This is a genomic window from Pseudoalteromonas luteoviolacea (assembly GCF_018100925.1).
GTDB classification, from domain to species: domain Bacteria; phylum Pseudomonadota; class Gammaproteobacteria; order Enterobacterales; family Alteromonadaceae; genus Pseudoalteromonas; species Pseudoalteromonas obscura.
On record NZ_JAGJEH010000002.1, the window covers coordinates 662,390 to 680,051 of the forward strand.

Genomic DNA, 17,662 nt, shown 5'->3' on the forward strand with positions numbered 1-17,662 from the left:
ATGATGGTAAGTCGCGTTTTAGCTACAACAATATTGGCGATAGTTATTGCAGCCTATTTCAATGCTTACTTCAATGAAAGTGTACGGGAGGTAAGGACCGTTCTTGGCAAGGCTTATAAGTCAAAACCGTATGAGTTCCGCGTTTCTGAAGACGGTGCACTGGTACGCTTCGAAGTCTATGGCATGATGCCTGATAACACCTGGAAGAGTGTTGAGTTTGAGGTTTTTGACCCCAATGAACAGTACTTATTTACATTGAGCAGAGAGCTTTGGACAGAAACAGGCAGAGACTCTGAGGGGTTTTGGAGGGAATCGCAAGGTAACCTTGATTTTGAGATTCGCTTAGCAGAAGCGGGTATTTATAGTGTGGTGTTACATGAAAGCAATGGACCACATAGTTATGCGCCTTCGAAGAAAAAAGATTTCAGGTTTAAGGTCACTGAACTAAGAGGTGATGCGGCGGCGTTTTTGGTTTTACTCTTTATACTTGTCCCTATTGCTTTGTTGTGTGGCGTTATTGTTTTTAAGCATATTGAGATGCATAACAAGTATGGTTCAAGCGAAGACAGTTACGATTTAAACTTTAAGCCTGTTGGGTGGTTATTAGCGTTATATTCAGTGCTCCTTATCTTTGCATATTTTCTTGCCCAAAATGATTCAGACGCCGATATTGATTATCACCGAAAAGCAGCTTATAAAAAACACTTGGCGGTTGACAGACATATGCGTGAACATAGTTTATCAAGTGCAGGGTATCGCACTCGCAGTGGGGTTGGAGGCAAGTAATGTTGCGCGAAAGCCATATCCTGCTTTTTAGTATTTTCATTGCGGGGCTGTGCTCAATTGTTTATGAGTTACTCATTGCCACAACTGGTTCGTACTTTTTGGGTGACAGCATAACGCAGTTTTCTTTGACCATAGGTGTTTATATGGCATTTATGGGAGTGGGATCTTATCTTTCACGGTTTGTGAAAGATGACAAGTTACTCGCACAGTTCATTGGGTTTGAATTATTACTCGCTCTGTGTGGGGGCTTGAGTGTGCCGCTTTTGTATTTGGCCTATGCGTTAGATATTTCGGTTCAGGCAACGTCCGTTACGCTGACAGCTGTGATTGGTACGCTAATCGGGCTTGAGATCCCACTACTGAGTCGCTTGATGGAAAAGCACTATAGTCTTAAAGCGAATCTCTCTAACGTTTTGTCTATTGATTACTTCGGTGCCTTATTAGCGACCTTATTGTTCCCATTTATATTTCTTCCTTGGTTGGGCATATTCAAAACTTCGCTCATGTTCGGCCTGATCAACTTGTCTATCGCATTGTCATTATTGTGGTATTTCTCTTCTCAGATAATGGACAAGCCAAAATATCAATTACGAATGGCGCTGATTTTAGTATCGGTCATTTTGATTGGCACTATGGCATCGAGTGCTCGTTTAAATAAAGCTTGGAATGGGCATGTGTTTGACGATCCTGTCGTACATAGTGAGCAAACACAGTATCAACAAATCGTCATGACCAGACATAAAAATGATGTTCGGCTCTACCTCAATGGAGGTCTACAATTTTCCTCGATCGATGAGTACCGATACCATGAAGTATTGGTTCACCCAGCGATGCAGCGCAGGGATAATATTAAAAATGTCCTAGTGCTGGGTGGGGGAGATGGGCTGGCTGTTAGAGAAGTACTCAAGTACGCCGATGTGGAACATGTAACTTTGGTCGACCTAGATCCAGCGGTTGCACGCCTTGCTCGTGAAAACCACTATTTAAAAGATTTAAATGCCAATGCCCTAAATTCGGAAAAAGTGTCGGTCTGGCATGGTGATGCAATGGTGTTTTTGCAACAAATTAAGCGTAAGTTTGATTTGGTAATCGTTGACCTACCAGATCCTAAAACGGTGAGTTTGGCACGTTTATATTCCTTACAGTTTTATCGCCTTATCGGTAGGGCATTAACTCCAAGTGGTATATTCGTGACACAAGCGACGAGCCCGTTTTTTGCCAAAGAAGCTTTTTGGTCCATAAGAAATACCGTTGCAGCCAGTGGTATGAAGGATGTAAAAACTTTTTTTGCTAATGTTCCTTCATTTGGGGAATGGGGGTTTGTGATGGGGTGCCAGTCAAATTGCCAGAAACCATTAAAATTCGAGCATATTTCAACACGTTTTTATCACCATGAGTTGGATAGCGCTATGCAAGTTTTAGCAGGTGATCAAAAAGTCGATAAAGAAGTAGTGAGCACCCTCGACAGGCCTAACGTGTTGTATTTGTATCTTGATGGGTGGCGGTATTGGAACTAACTACGCCCAGAGCCAGCGGCTGATCACCTTGCTTATCTAAGTCAGTTATCGTTTTTCCTTACGAGCCACAAATATTTTGGTTGTGAGCGGCTAGAAATATTTAAATTTTATGATTAAGTAAGCCTGATTTCTTGCTTTTTATAAAATGTACCTGAAATCACAAGTGAATTTTTAACGTCCTTGATTATACTTTGCTTATCCTATCTAGGCATGTTTTAAGTGTTCTAGTCAGTGGCGAGTCGTAGGTCATGTAAAGTGGTCTTGCTTGAAGTAGATAGTGATGAACATACGATAACCAATAATGGGTGATTAGCTATGTCACTAGTACTTCGATGCGTACGGTATGCTCTTATTATAATGGCCAGTGGAGTAAGTTTATTGAGTTTGGCGCAAAGCGAGATGTCGCAGCCAAGCGATGAGCTAAAAAAAACGCTCACTGAGATCAAATCTAAACTGACAGCAAAAGATTATCAATCTGCCTTTCGACAAGCCGAAGCGGCTATAGATGAATGGGCAGGTGAACCTAATTTTGATTTTTTATATGCGCAAGCTGCTTTGGAACAGGCCAAATATGATGAAGCTATCTTTGCCCTTGAGCGTACGCTTGCAAGCTGGCCTGACCATATTCCCAGTCATTACTTATTGGGTCTGACCTATGCAAAGCAAAATAATTTGGCGCAGGCTAGCAGTGTATTTAAGGGGCTTCAGGGCTCCCAATTAAGCCCTTCGATGCGTTCGCGCGTAGATCAAGCGCTTGAATCAATAGAAAGAAAGTCTCAAAAACTAGAGCAGTCCTTTAGTCACGCAATCGCTTTGGCTTTAGGCCATGACTCTAACGTTAACAGCGGTGCGTTAGATGATCGTATTGTGATTGGCGGTGTGCCATTTTTACTTGATCAAACGAGCCGAAAAACGGCTGACAGCTTTATGCGCTTTAAGTATAACTTCCGCGGCGTTTGGCAGCAGACCCAATACCAAAGCTGGAAACTAGATGTCGATTACTCGGATCAACGTCATCAAGACACCGACGAGTTTGATAGGTATCAAGGCACTATCCGGTTTGGATACGAACATAAACAAGAAGCACTGACGCTATCAACAGGTGGGCAGTTTGGTGTTTTAACGCTTGATAATAGCACTTATCAGCAAGATATTGGTCTATACGGCTCTGCCCAGTACTTTCTCAGCAACCACTACTTTACTGCGCTTAGTGCTTTTGTATTTTCGCAAAACAATGTTCAAGAACGAAACTTAGACAGCCGTGTTTATACCGTGCAAGGTTCTTTAGGATATTCCTCTGCTGGTTGGTTACTCAGGGCGGATGTCGGTTACACATGGCAGCCAGCTCGATATGACGAAGGCGAACACTATGGACGTGACTATGACTTTGTCTCTGGCTCTATAAGCCACAAAACGAGTGAAAACAGTTTACTTGGTTTCAAGGTGCAATACAGAGATATAGAACACCGTGCTGCACACCCGTTCTTTTTGACCACCAGAAATGAGGAACTGGTCATTCTCAACTTGAATTGGCGATATCAGTGGAGCCAAGCGCTAAGTATTGATTTATCTGCCTCATACTACGACAAACACAGTTCAATTACCTTGTATAGCTATGACAGAACCGAATGGTTCACGGGAGTCCGTTATGAATTCTAACTTTGAGTTAATTGCTAAAAGTAAACTGGCTGCAAGGGTTGCGCTTATAGCTTGTGTATTACCCATATCTGTCTCAGCTGAGCAAGCAGGAAAGACCATAATGTCTCGAGGCGATGTTATAGCTTCAGATAGCAGTACTGAGTCACAGAGGCCATTGAAGCGTCGAAGTCCGGTTTATGATGTCGACGTCGTCAACACTGGAACATCGAGTCAAGCGCAGTTAAGAATGCAAGATGGTGCTTTAATCGCTTTAAAGGCGCAAACCCAATTGAAGATTGACGAGTATACATTGGGAAGTGGTGACGGTGGTTCGGTTGTTATGGAGCTTATATCTGGGGGGCTGCGGACTATCACCGGAGAAATAAAAGGAGACAAAAGCAATTATAAACTAAAAACGCCGGTTGGTAGTATTGGGATCCGCGGTACTCATTATGAAGTAGAATGGAAAAACAACGAGCTATTTTTGGCTGTTTGGGATGGCACGATAGAGTTGGATATGAGCAATGCAACTGGGGGAGAAGGGCCTGTTTTACTTGGAAAGGGTGGGGACTTCTCATTTGCTAAAGTAAGTGAAAGCGGCACTGTAACATCGTTGCTTAAACCACCTTCAGAGCTGTCGTCATTATCATCAACGCCAAGTAAATCAGCACAATCTACAGAAGCGGACGAGCAGGGGAGCACAATTGCTAACGTTGAAATAACCACCGCAGAGCAATCAACACCACTGGTTACAGGTAGCTTCTCACAAATTGTACAGGATGTGTCTCAGAACGAATTTATTAACGAACAAGAGCTGGATAGTATAGGCACGGAGCCATTGGAAGAGTTGATTGAGCAGCGTTCAGGCACTGCGGCTTACTCTGTAATAGATAGGGTTGATGCGACGTCCAGCCTTGGAGCAGTGAGTGCCATTGATATGCAAATGACAGTCAACTTTGACCGCGGAACTGTAGAGCAAGGGGCGCTGTCCTTTCAAGATTCAGGAGGGCAGTGGTTTGCAGCATTTAACGGGCTCATTAACTCGCAGGGTATGACCTTAGGTGTAAACTTTGCCTCACATGGCAATAACTTAGCAAACGGTACGATTCAAAGCCAATTCACACAAGGCCTTGATAAGCTAACCGGTTCGTTTAATTTGCAAGAAATAGAAGACCCTAGCGTATTTGCTCAGGGTGCTTTTATTCTGAGTCAGCCTTAGGAGAGTCGCTATGAACCTAAGTGCATTTATTCGAATATTGACAGCAGTATCGCTGATTTTATTGGTTAGCAGTTGTGGTGGTGGAGATGACAGCAAACCACTTCAACAGAGCGGTAATAACACCATCGTTCAGCCTGACAACCAAACCAACAGTGAGGTGCCTGATAGTTATTCAAACTCCCCAGTGGTCGTCGACTTTTCCTATCAACCAAGATTTAGGCATGCACGATTACTAGAAACCCAAATAGTTGACGAATTGATGATCAATGGAACAGGTGATCTTACTCATCCACAAGGTGAGTTCACTGAACGGGGGAATATTACAGTTTCGGTCGGTAACATCGAAGACCCAGATGGTATTGGCCGTGTTTTATTAGGTTTTGGTGAAAATGCTGAGCAAGCAATTGTGCTGTGTGATGAGAGTTGTGTATCTCCTTTTTCATTTACCCAAACAGGTGTTAATCCATTTAATTTTGGTCAGCAAGCGGGCAGTATTAGCCTACAGGTCTGGGTTGAGGACTTAAATGGTAACTTGAGTGTTGTTGCTATCAAACAAGTCAATTGGCAACCGCGAACCATCGTGGTTGAACCTGTTCAACGCGAAGAGGATGGAACCGTCCAATTAAATTGGCAGGCTTTAGATAGTGCGCTTAGGTACAACGCATACGTATCAGAGACACCAATTGAAAACCTGAATCAAATCAGAACGCTACCTGAAGGAAATCGCTTTGTCGCGCTGTCAAATACTAGTCAGTCCTTTACTGGGTTAGACCCTAAAAAACATTATTATGCTTTGATCACGGGTATTGATGGTAGTGGCGAAAGTGCATTTAGCGAGTCTATTTTATTACCTGCTACTGAGTTTACTCCGCCAATTGCTAATAATGATACTTTTTCCGGTTTACAGTTTGAGTCAATTTCAGGAAATGTTTTAAGCAACGATCTAGACCTAGGCTTTGGCCCTTTGCAAGTTTCTAGTGAGCTTGTCAGCCCGCCTCAAAACGGAGCTGTAAGCATATCAAGTAACGGCGCTTTTAATTATGTTCCAACAAATAGCTTTTTTGGTACCGACAGTTTTGTCTATCAGGTAGAAAATGCTCAGGGAGCAACCGCACAGGCGACCGTAACGATTAATATTGAGGCTGTTCAAGTCTTCATATTGACACTGAACAATACCTATAAAGTAGAGAAAAATACTGAACTTTCAGTTTCAAGCAATGGTGTACTAGTAAACGATATACACTTGGGTAATCAGGAATTACAAGTTGAAACACAGCCTGAGCGAGACGTGTCCAACGGCACTTTAGTGCTCAACTCAGATGGTACTTTTGTATATACACCTAATGCTGAGTTTGTTGGAGAAGACTCATTTACTTACAACGTGCGCAGTAATGATGGTGAAGTTCAAACAGCAGAAGTCACTATTATTGTTGAAGAGGAAGTTACTAATCAACCACCTGTGGCCGTCAATGACCTATTTGAAACTAGCGAAGATTTTATTCTGTCAGTTGCGGCACCTGGGGTGTTAGAGAATGATTCTGATGAAGCACTCAGTGGCGTTTCTCTCGGTATTGAAAGTGCAACGAGTAGTGGCACACTGGAGTTAACAGAAGAAGGTGGCTTTAGGTACATTCCAAATGCAAACTTTGCTGGGCAAGATGTCTTTATTTACAGTATTACTGATGAAGCGGGATTAAGTGCCAGTGCTCACGGCGTCATTACGGTCGTTGCTGTGAATGATCCACCAATTGCTAACGATGACTCAGTTGAAGTTGCGCAAGGGCAAGCCGTATCGATAAGTGCTACTAACAACGATGAAGACATTGATGGGCAATTAGATTTAACGACACTTGAAATAATAATGCCACCTATGCATGGCTCCGTATCGGTTAATTCAGGTACAGGGCAATTTGTTTATCAAAGCAATGCGGACTTCAGAGGGGAAGATTATTTCATCTATGTTGTGAGTGATAACGAAGGCGCAAGATCTAACGAGGCATTGGTCAGAATTTTTGTCACAGGTGATAATGTGGCACCTGTTGCTGTGAATGACTCGGCGAGCACATCGCAGGGTTTTCAAGTAGATATTAACGTTTTGGCCAATGACTCAGATCCAGATGGTACGCTGGTGTTTGATTCGATAGAAATCACCACAGCACCGTCTCATGGTCAAGTGAGTAAAAATAGTAGCGATAACGTATTAATTTACGTGCCACAATCCGACTTTTCTGGAACAGATTCATTTCAGTATCGTGTACAAGACAACGAAGGAGCTCTCTCAAACATTGCCTCCGTTACTGTGACTGTGCAAGCGGTAAATCAAAGTCCTATTGCAAATAATGATAGTGCGCAAGTTGAGATTGGCCGTTCAGTCGTCATTGAGGTGTTAAATAATGACTCAGACCCAGACGGAACAATTGAATATAGTTCACTTGAACTTGTGTCTAGCCCCAGCAAAGGTAACGTGACGATAGAGTCAATGGGTAGTATCTTGTATGTTCATACTGGAACGGCAGTGGGTACAGATAGCTTTTCATATCAAGTGAGTGATAATGATGGCTTGCAATCTAATATCGCGATTGTGACTATTACTATTGTAGAACCTGATACCACACCAGTTGCAGTTGCTGATGTTGCAACCCTTGATAAAAATACCTCTGTGATGATAGATGTTCTGAGTAATGATGATGCCAAAGGACAAACTTTAAATCTATCAAGTATTGAAATTATTAGTGCGGTCCAGCACGGTTCAACTTTCATTGATACATCCACAGGTTCTATTAGTTATATTCCAATGACAAACTTTGTGGGCACTGACAGTTTTACCTATCAAGTTCAAAATACACTAGGTGAAACCTCGAATACAGCAACAGTAACAATAACTGTTGCACCGAGAAATTACCCGCCAACTGTCGCGGCCAATTCGGCAAACATAGAAACGGACGTTGCTGATGGCACTCTTGTGTTACAAGTTATGGCGTCAGACCCTGATGGGGATGATATTAGTTATACCTTGACGGGTACCAATTCAAGCCTATTCTCAATTGCTCAAAATGGTAATGTAACTGTGGCAAATGCGAGCCAAATAAGCAGTAACGGTGAAGCTGTGTACAACTTGACCGTTGAAGTGTGTGACAACATATCACCACCCTTATGTGCGAGTGCTTCAATTACCATCAACGTCAGTGTGGCAGTACAAACCTATGTCGCGAATAAGCTCACTTCATTTGGTACAGATGGCCAGCAGGTTGTTCGTTTAAGGGCCAGCATGGAATACCATGAATATGGGCAAACTATCGTTTTATCTGATGGTAAGTTGTTGACCGTTGGTGGGGTTGGACAGTTTGAAGCGAGTATTAGTAGAAATATTCATCGAGCGGCGGTTAGTAAGCTGAATTCTGATGGATTCTTTGACAGGACTTTTGCAACCAATGGCGTATTCACCAGTCATTTTGGCATCGAAGTTGCCGGGCAACCACAAAATATAGTGGCCAGCGCAGTTGCCATTGACAGTGAAAATAGAATCTATGTTGCAGGTTATGCCGATTTCGGTGCAACCCAAGAGCTTCTATTATTTAGACTCACGGCAGATGGTGCTCATGACACCAGCTATGGCGCAGGCTCTGGATATACACAATTGCCGTTAACATCCAACGCGCGTGTTGAACCGGTGGCAATTTTTGTTGATGATGCACAAGTTGTCACTGTCGTTTCAAATGTGACAGTGAGCACTCAGACGACCATTATGGTTCGCCGTATTGGCAGCACAGGAGAGATAAGTGGATCATTAGATATTGCACCGAACTCATCTCAGTTTGCAAATGGGGCCGTTGGTTTGGGTGGAACCATTTTAGTTTATGGTGAAACAACATCTGAAGCGGGTAACAAAGATGTGTTAATTACGCGCTTCAATGATTCAACATTGAGTTTAGATTCAGCGTTTGGCTCTTCAGGCATGTTACAGTTAGACATTGCATCGTTATCATTTGACGACCGCGTAAATGATGTTGCTCAACTGTCAGATAATAAGCTCTTGGTTACAGGTGATACCTACTTGCCTGGCGGGACAATAAAATCGACGTTTGTAATGCGACTAGCCAATGACGGTACACTCGACAATACATTCGATACCGACGGTTTTAAAGTATACGACTTAAATGAGCTGCCTTCATCGTCGATTAGTGGGCTCGACTTGAGTAGCTGGCATGCTTCTGGAAAAGGTTTGTTTGCAGATGAAAATCATTACTACATAGGTGTTGGTAGAGGCCAATCAACATCTTCCTATAGCGTTGCGCAAATCTTTAGAACCTCCCATGTCGGTGTCGCTGACTCTGATTGGGTACCGGACTTAGGTGGTCCTACAGCATTTAATTCGTTAGGGTTAAATCCGGGAGGGATGTTACGTACTGCACAGGGGCTTTTAATCCCTGGGGATAAATACAATCTGATCGGCAATAACTTCTTCAGATCATACTGGTTTGGTGAGTTCACTTTAGCGGGAGTACCCAATTCGACATTTGGAAGTAATGGAGTGGCAAACGTCACAGTTGGAGATGCTGATGAGCGCTTTGAGTTTGGCCTCTTATCTGTCTTACAAAGTGATAAGTTTTTCCTAGTAGGGGATGCTAAGACATCTCAAAACAATGATGTGCCATATATCTACAAGTTGGATTCGACAGGTAAAGGTTCAGCAGATTTCGGTAATTTGGGAATATCACAATTATCAACAGGCATTAATGCGATTGCCACAGCATCTGCTCAAGTAATCTCTGGAAATGTCCTTATGGCCTTTAGCGGGGTAACCTCCAACACGGATGCATACATTGCCAGCTTTGCTACTGGTAGCATTCAAGATATGAGCTTTGCAGGTGGTGTAAATCAAGGAATTGTACAAATATCTGCAAGTACATACTCAGGTGAGTCTATTACAATCAAAAGGTTGTATGGGCTTGCTACTGGCGATTTCCTTGCATTTGCAAAAATTTATGATGGTTGCATAAATCAAAGCTACGGCTTTGTGTTCTCAAGCCTAGGTGTATTAACTGGCAATTTTCAATACCCAGTGCCGGGTACGCCTGCCTGTAATACATCGGCAAGAAGCATTGATTTTGTGCATCCTGTGTCGACATTTTTAGTAGGGATAGGGACTGATGAGCAAGTATTCCCAGAACCAAGAGTGATCCTCGCTAAAGCAACAGTAACCGGAGCGCTTGATCCAACCTTTGGCAACATGGGTGTAGCAGAGTTGGATATCGGTTTGACGTCAGGTGAAACAATTGATTTGCAAGGTTCCTTGGTTGATTCAGAGGGGCGGTTTGTCATCTTTGGTACTGCTGGAAGTAAAAACTTTGTTCTGAGAGTAAATGCTAATGGCTCTATAGATAGTAATTTTGGTTCGGCTGGCGTACTGACGTTTGAACAGCTGGGCTCAACTGCTGTGAGTATTAAACAAGGTTGGGTTCAAAGTACAGGGGAGCTTGTGTTATTCCTTCAAGAAACAGGCGGGCTGAATGTGTATATTGCGAGAGTTAAGCTAGCAGATGATGCGGGTACATTCGATGCGACGTTTAACTCTGTGGGTTATCAAAACTTTGCTACCGCCATGACAGGGCAGCTTTCTTCTGCTATTAGTTTGAATAACGGCGATAACTTTGTACTTGTTTTACAACAGGATGAGCCGAAAGTTATTGTGTTGCAAGCTGGTAAAATCGAAATTGCTGATTAGCAGTTAGCGAGGTTTACATAGAATGAGGTTAAAATTCTACGGTGTGCGGGGCTCAATCCCCACACCGGGACCAGATACTGTCGAATATGGTGGAAATACAGTTTGTGTGTCACTGCAAAGCCTAGCTGACACACATATTATATTGGACTCAGGTACTGGGATCCGACTACTAGGTGATGAGTTAATTAAAGATACTAGGGAGATTTACATCTTGCTGAGCCACAATCACTGGGACCATATTCAGGGTTTTCCATTTTTTGTGCCAGCTTATATGCCCAATCGCGATATCACCATTGTACCGGGTGTAACTGAGGCAAATGCACCTGATGCAATTTTACAGCAAATGGGGGGGAGTTATTTCCCTGTTCAGGCTGATGACTTACCTGCAAAAGTGCAAGTTAGTAAACAAGCAAATGATTCTTGGTGGTACAAAGATATCTTAATAGAGCGAAAAGCGATGAATCACCCCGGAGGTGGTAGCGCTTATCGTTTGACCGTTGATGGAATAAAAATAGTTTATGCCATTGATAATGAACTCTATCCGCCCAATGATCCGGTGACCAGCTTTGATCAATGGATTGAGTTTGTACGTGGTGTTGACTATTTAATCCACGATGGGCAGTTTATTCCCAGTGACTATCCTCTGAAAATGGGGTGGGGACATTCTCAAATCAAAGATGCGTTATCACTGGCTGTACAAGGTCAGGTCAAAAACTTAGTGATAATCAGTCATGATCCAGCAAGGACTGATAGGGATCTTGATAAAATTGCCGTTGATATAAAGCAGCAAGGCTATGATTTTAAAACAATTATTGCCAAAGAAGGGTTAGTAATTAAATGAGCCTAGCTAAACGCTTCAAGCTTTATCGGCTTCAGTGGGCTACCGGTTGCATTATTACTTTTTCTTTTATTCTGCTGCACTTATTTGCCTTGTCACCGGCAGCGCCTTATGGCCAAGTTATGAAGCGGTTTGAGGGGCTAGCCTATGACGTAAGGCTGAAAGAAACGCTGCCTTGGCAGCAGCGGTCGTTTTTACCCATTGTTATCGTTGATATCGATGAGCAAAGCTTAATTGAGGTTGGGCGCTTTCCTTGGAGTAGACACGTTATGGGAAAGTTGCAGGATCAGTTAGTAGCAGCTGGCGCTTCCGTTGTAGCTTATGATGTACTGTTTTCAGAACCAGAATTAAACCCCGCGATTCAGGTGGCGAAGCATTTGGGGAGCAATGAGTTAGACACAATTGATATTTTGCGCTCAGTTGCACCAGACATAGATGCAGATATCGCATTTTCAAAAACTCTGGATGCAACAGATACAGTACTAGGTATGTTATTTGAGCATCAGCAAGATATCTTGGTTGGCAAGTTGCCCGAACCTATATTTGCAGGTGACATAGCGCCAACGGAATTACCGATCCCTGATTTTGCGGGTCACGTCGCGAATGTCAAAGTATTGCAACAAAATAGCCCGGGTACCGGGTTTATCAACAGTGCGCCAGATGGAGACGGTTTTGTAAGATATTCAATGTTGATGATCAAGCATAAAGAGCATGCTTATCCAGCCCTAGCGCTGGAAGCTGCACGGCTATACACCTTAGCTGACAGTGTTGAAATCATCTCAAAACCTTTTGGTGATGGCCATAGTGTACAGGGGATCAAGCTAGGTACTACGCTTATTCCTACGGACGACTATGGCCGTGTTGCTATCCCCTTCAGAGGCCCTGCTTTTAGCTTTCCCTATATTTCCGCAATAGATGTGATTAACGGAGAGATTGACAAAGAATTGTTTGACCAAGCAATCGTTTTTGTGGGTACATCAGCGGTAGGGCATGCAGATTTAAGAACAACCCCAGTCGGGGTGCAATATCCAGGTGTTGAAGTACATGCAAATGTATTGGAAGGGCTGGTTTTTCCAGAGTTGTTGCCCTCAAGGCCGGATTGGATCGATGGTGCTGTGGTGGTGTTATTGGTTTTTTTAGGTGTCGTCATGTCTCTAGTGCTCCCGTTATTGGGGGTCATGGGAATGACGATATTGGCGACGGTTATCACCGCTTGTTTTATTTTCTTTAGTTTTTACGCTTGGGTCGTTTGGCGCTTAGACTTTCCTCAAATTGCAGTGCTTGGGCTAACTGTATCGCAAACGACTGTCCTTGGCAGTTTAGGGTTTGTGCGAGAGCATAAAGAGCGTGTACAAATTAAGTCTATTTTCGATCAGTATGTTCCTCCAGCCCATATTGCTTCGATGCTAGAACAGCCCGATCAGGCGTCAATGGAAGGTGAAAAGCGCGTAATGACGGTGTTGTTTGCCGATATTCGGGAGTTTACCAGTATTTCCGAGTCACTTGATGCAGGGCGATTAAAAGCGTATTTGAATCAATACTTTTCACCAATCACCAAAATTATTTTTGAGTATCAAGGGACCATTGATAAGTATGTTGGTGATATGGTGATGGCTTTTTGGAATGCCCCGCTATTGGTCGATGATCATCCTGAACTTGCAGTGAAATGCGCTATGCATATGCAGCGACAAGTGGAAGACCTACAGGCACAAATGTTAGAGCAAGGCTTTCCTCCATTTGCTATTGGCATCGGATTAAATACTGGCGATATGAATGTTGGCGATATGGGGTCTGAATATCGAAGAGCGTACACGGTTTTGGGAGATGCAGTCAATCTAGGGTCACGCTTGGAAGGGTTGACCAAATTTTATGGTGTGGGTGTCTTGATCAGTGAAATGACACATGAATTATGTCCCAATATCGTTTTTAGGCCGATTGATAAGGTAAAAGTAAAAGGGAAAAACTTGGCTGTGACAATTTTTGAGCCGATTGCACTAAAAACAGAAATCTCTGATGAGCAATTAGAAGAGCTTAAAGCACATGAATTTGCATGGCAGTTGTATTTATCGCAATCTTGGCAGGAAGCTTTGTCAGCTTTTACTAAACTAATAGAGTTACAGCCGCAAAGAAAAATTTATCAACTTCTTTGCGAAAGAGTGCGAGATATGCAATTAAACCCTCCTGGTGAAAATTGGGATGGCAGCTATACGCACAAGTCGAAATAGTAAAGGTGTAATGGGCCATGGATTTGTCAATTCGTAGCACAGTAGCTGAAGAAGAGAGCATAGAAAGCCAAGTGGCACTTAAGCACTTGCTTAAGCTGGCTATTGAGCTGTCATCAGAACATGATACAGATCGACTTCTTGAGCATATTTTAGAGTCTGCTATTGCTCTGAGTAATGCAGAGGGCGGGACAATATACTCGGTATCTGAGGATGCTCAGCTTAAGTTTGCAACTCTAATCAATGAGCCGCTAGGCCTTCATATGGGCGGAACATCCGGTAAAGAAATCCCGTTTCCTGCCATACCTATCTATTTAGAAGACGGCTCACCTAATGAAAGTGCACTTGTCGCCCTTGCAGCAGCCAAAAAAGACGTGATTCGGATTGATGATGTATATGATTGCACCGATTATGATTTGTCAGCTGCAAGAGCCATGGATAAAAAAACCGGTTATCACACCCAGTCAGTCCTAACTGTGCCAATGGCAAATCACGAGAGAGATCTCAATGGTGTACTGCAACTCATTAATCCAAGAAGCAAAGAGAAAGTTGTGAGATTTTCCGCCGATTTGGTTGAACTGATCTGCTCGATCAGTTCACTGGCTGCTGTTGCACTGACAAACCGTCAGCTTATTGATGATATGGAAACTTTATTTCAAGCTTTTACACGGCTAATTGCAAAAGCCATTGATGAAAAGTCACCTTATACAGGGGGGCACTGTAGAAGGGTACCTGAGTTAACCATGATGATTGCTGATGCAGTGCATAATGCGTCTTCAGGTCCAATGGCTGAGTTTCAAATGACTGCGGCAGATAGACATGAGCTCTCTTTGGCGGGTTGGTTGCATGATTGCGGTAAAATCGCTATTCCAGAATATGTCATGGATAAAGCAACCAAATTGCATTCAGTTTACGATCGAATAGAGCTAGTCGTAGCGAAAATAGAAATAGCCAAAAGGGATATCGAATTAAAGTTTAGCAGGCAAATTGTTGAAGCTGAGGTGCTGGATCAACAACAAGAAGCTGAAAATCTCAAAGCAGAGTTGCAATTGGCATTAGATAAACTTGATGAAGAAAGTGCGTTCTTGTCCCGAGCTAATATTGGCGGTGAATTTATGAAAGAGTCGGACCAGCAACGGGTTCAAGATTTAGCGAGTAACTATGATGTTTCTATTGGTGGTGTTGGACAACCTTTATTGACGGAAGAAGAGGTTTACAATCTGAGTATAGCTAGGGGTACTTTGACTCAAGAAGAGCGGCTTGTGATCAATAAGCATATGGATATTACATTGGAGATGTTAGAGGCATTGCCATTTCCTAAACATTTACGCAGGGTACCGGAGTTTGCAGGTGGTCACCATGAAAAAATGGATGGCACCGGATACCCTAAAGGGCTGACTAGAGATCAAATGTCGGTGCCAGCACGGATCATGGCAATCGCTGATATATTTGAAGCCTTAACTGCTGCGGACCGACCCTATAAAGATGCAAAACCACTGAGTGAATGCCTGTTTATTATGGGTAAAATGAAACTCGGAGATCATATTGATCCGGATTTATTTGATGTTTTTGTGAGCTCTGGTGTTTATCTTGATTATGCACACCAATATTTAAAACCAGAGCAAATTGATGATATAGACGTCGCCAACATTCCGGGTTATTCAAAGCCTTGATGAGTAATTAAACTTAATTTACTCGCCATGGCGGATTTAGGCGGTTTTCACCTGCCCAATAGAGTTTAATTTTATTATTGGACGGGTCCTTTAAAACGGCTTCTTTCCAAAGGTATCTTTCCATGGTGGGTAATTGTTCAAACTCAATGCCTTTTGAAATTAATCCATCGACCCAGTTGTCTAATTCTTGATGCTCAAAATAAATCACCGCACCGTTGGTAAAAGGCTCACTTTCTAAAGACAGTGAAAAGGTACTGCCGCCTTCTGGACATTCAAAACGTGCGTAGTGAGGCGTATCTACAATAAGTGTAAACCCCAGTAATTGATAAAAGGCTACGGCTTCTGGCATATTTTTTACAGGTAAAGTAACTTGATTCAAATTCATGGTTTTTCTTTTCGTTTTTTAGAAAGAGGATTGCTTCATACTTTCAAACCTAATCTAGTTTGTAAACCAAAACGCTTGTATATGCACATTAATTTTGGTTTTCCGGGCCGTGATCCGCAACATGATTTATAAGTTCAGGAAAGTACATGAGGAATAGCTGTTCTAACTCGCAGTAGTGTTGGGTAAGCTCTTTGCCTACGCCTTTAAACTCATTTTTAAATCTGATTCTATTGGCAATATTATCTATGGCTCGAGTGGTTCCATCTAGGGTTTGATAGTGAGAAAACCAATCGCCAGTAATTAATTTCTCGACTACTTGCTGCATAGGCTGGTGCATGGATGGCAAATGCTGTCTAAGTAAACTGTAGCTTTGAGTTTTAAATGCTTCAAAGGGAGTTGTGCTAAATGCACTCCAATTTTTGATCAATAAGTGGTCGTAGAAAACATCTAGGGCAATACCCGAAAACCGCCTACGTTTGGCACTAAACATAGTTTGAGATTGCTTAACTAATTTATGTTGGTCTGTGAACTTATCTACTAAGATGTGGTTGGCTAGGCCATTTTGAATAGTTGCAGGAAGTGAGCGAGTGTCGATACCACGCTGAAAGTCGCCTAACAAATTGCCATAGTAGGAATCTGCATTTTTCTTAGCTAGATACAAATGAGCTAGATAGTTCACACATCACCTTTTGATTATATGTAGGTCAAGGTTTACTCAGGGTTATTATTGAATATAAGGGTAAGATTTTTATTATCAAGCGACGGTTGATAACGATGACGAGACAAGAGGGATTTTTTCTGACTACGGGGCCAATATTTGGATTGTTCTGCTAACCTTAATGGTATGACTCATTGTTAAGACGACTATTCATGCTTGATCTACTGAACTTTGATAACGAGGTACAGTTATGATTGCATATGGATTTTTGCCTTTTTCTGCATACGTTATCTCTGATTTTATTTTTTTTCATCGCAATCGCTCCATTAGCTTTGACGTGCTAGTACGTCAGGTCCGATTCACCGGTGTTGAAGCGCTTGGATTAGTGGTACTTATCGCTATGCTCATAGGGGCTTTGATTATTGTTCAAGGTTACCCTCTACTGGCAGCAATCGGGCAAGGTAATTGGATTTATGACATATTGATCTCGACAATTGTCCGGGATCTTGGACCTTTTATTGTGTGCTTTATTGTATTGGCACGTTCTGGAACCGCAATAACTACCGAGTTAGGTAACATGGTTGTTAGTAAAGAAATAGATGCTTTGGTCTCTATGGGGGTTTCACCTATCTCTTATTTAGTCGCACCGCGGGTACTCGGGATGATTATATCTTTGGTGTTACTGATGAGCTATTTCGTGGCCTGTGGTATTTTCGGCGGATATTTGGTCAGCAACGCCTTTCAATCAATTCCTGTAAGTACTTTTTTTGCAAAACTAATTGGGGAACTACATTGGCTCGATATTGTGGTTATGTTAGCCAAAGTCGCACTATCTGGTTTGTTCATCAGTTTAATATCTAGTTATCACGGATTAACGGTAAATAGAGCAATCACAGAAGTACCACAGCGAAATATTAAAGCTGTGGGGCGAGGGTTAATTTCGGTCTGTTTGATTCATGTCGCATTGACATTGTTATACGTGATTTTGATGGGGCGTTAAC

Annotated in this window: 11 protein-coding genes; 9 read left to right on the forward strand and 2 right to left on the reverse strand. The window is 42.6% G+C overall.

The window, feature by feature from the left end; genetic code table 11:
- The 8 genes from J8M00_RS05850 to J8M00_RS05885 all read left to right on the forward strand — a co-directional run bounded on the left by J8M00_RS05850 (nt 1) and on the right by J8M00_RS05885 (nt 15,618).
- Nucleotides 1–786, forward strand: coding sequence for a hypothetical protein (locus J8M00_RS05850; RefSeq protein ID WP_211009396.1), 786 nt, complete (start codon nt 1–3; stop codon nt 784–786).
- Nucleotides 786–2,303, forward strand: a complete 1,518-nt coding sequence (locus J8M00_RS05855) for a polyamine aminopropyltransferase (RefSeq protein WP_211009397.1) — start codon at nt 786–788, stop codon at nt 2,301–2,303. Before J8M00_RS05850 ends, J8M00_RS05855 begins: the two co-directional genes overlap by 1 nt.
- 315 nt (nt 2,304–2,618) lie before the next feature.
- Nucleotides 2,619–3,962: a tetratricopeptide repeat protein gene (locus tag J8M00_RS05860; RefSeq protein ID WP_211009398.1), complete on the forward strand. Its 1,344-nt coding sequence runs from the start codon at nt 2,619–2,621 to the stop codon at nt 3,960–3,962.
- Nucleotides 3,952–5,160, forward strand: coding sequence for a FecR family protein (locus tag J8M00_RS05865; protein WP_211009399.1), 1,209 nt, complete (start codon nt 3,952–3,954; stop codon nt 5,158–5,160). The genes J8M00_RS05860 and J8M00_RS05865 overlap by 11 nt, the downstream gene beginning before the upstream one ends.
- 10 nt (nt 5,161–5,170) lie before the next feature.
- On the forward strand, nt 5,171–10,885 hold the full coding sequence (locus J8M00_RS05870; RefSeq protein WP_211009400.1) for an Ig-like domain-containing protein: 5,715 nt from the start codon (nt 5,171–5,173) through the stop codon (nt 10,883–10,885).
- A 22-nt stretch (nt 10,886–10,907) separates the two neighbouring features.
- A complete protein-coding gene (locus J8M00_RS05875; protein WP_211009401.1) occupies nt 10,908–11,726 on the forward strand; it encodes an MBL fold metallo-hydrolase in 819 nt (272 codons plus the stop codon).
- Nucleotides 11,723–13,948 (forward strand): CHASE2 domain-containing protein, encoded by a 2,226-nt coding sequence (locus tag J8M00_RS05880; protein WP_211009402.1) that lies wholly within the window; start codon nt 11,723–11,725, stop codon nt 13,946–13,948. The genes J8M00_RS05875 and J8M00_RS05880 overlap by 4 nt, the downstream gene beginning before the upstream one ends.
- A 17-nt stretch (nt 13,949–13,965) precedes the next feature.
- Nucleotides 13,966–15,618 carry an HD domain-containing phosphohydrolase gene (locus J8M00_RS05885; RefSeq protein WP_211009403.1) on the forward strand — a complete coding sequence of 551 codons (1,653 nt, stop codon included), beginning with the start codon at nt 13,966–13,968 and terminating at the stop codon, nt 15,616–15,618.
- 13 nt (nt 15,619–15,631) lie between these two features.
- Here J8M00_RS05885 and J8M00_RS05890 read toward each other — a convergent pair whose 3' ends face one another.
- Nucleotides 15,632–16,003 (reverse strand): VOC family protein, encoded by a 372-nt coding sequence (locus J8M00_RS05890; RefSeq protein ID WP_211009404.1) that lies wholly within the window; start codon nt 16,001–16,003, stop codon nt 15,632–15,634.
- Between the two features lie 88 nt (nt 16,004–16,091).
- Complete coding sequence (locus J8M00_RS05895) at nt 16,092–16,682, reverse strand: ACP phosphodiesterase (RefSeq protein ID WP_211009405.1); 591 nt, start codon at nt 16,680–16,682, stop codon at nt 16,092–16,094.
- Between the two features lie 229 nt (nt 16,683–16,911).
- Here J8M00_RS05895 and J8M00_RS05900 point away from each other — a divergent pair, with 229 nt between their 5' ends.
- Nucleotides 16,912–17,661, forward strand: coding sequence for an ABC transporter permease (locus J8M00_RS05900; protein WP_211009406.1), 750 nt, complete (start codon nt 16,912–16,914; stop codon nt 17,659–17,661).
- Nucleotide 17,662: the final 1 nt, after the last annotated feature.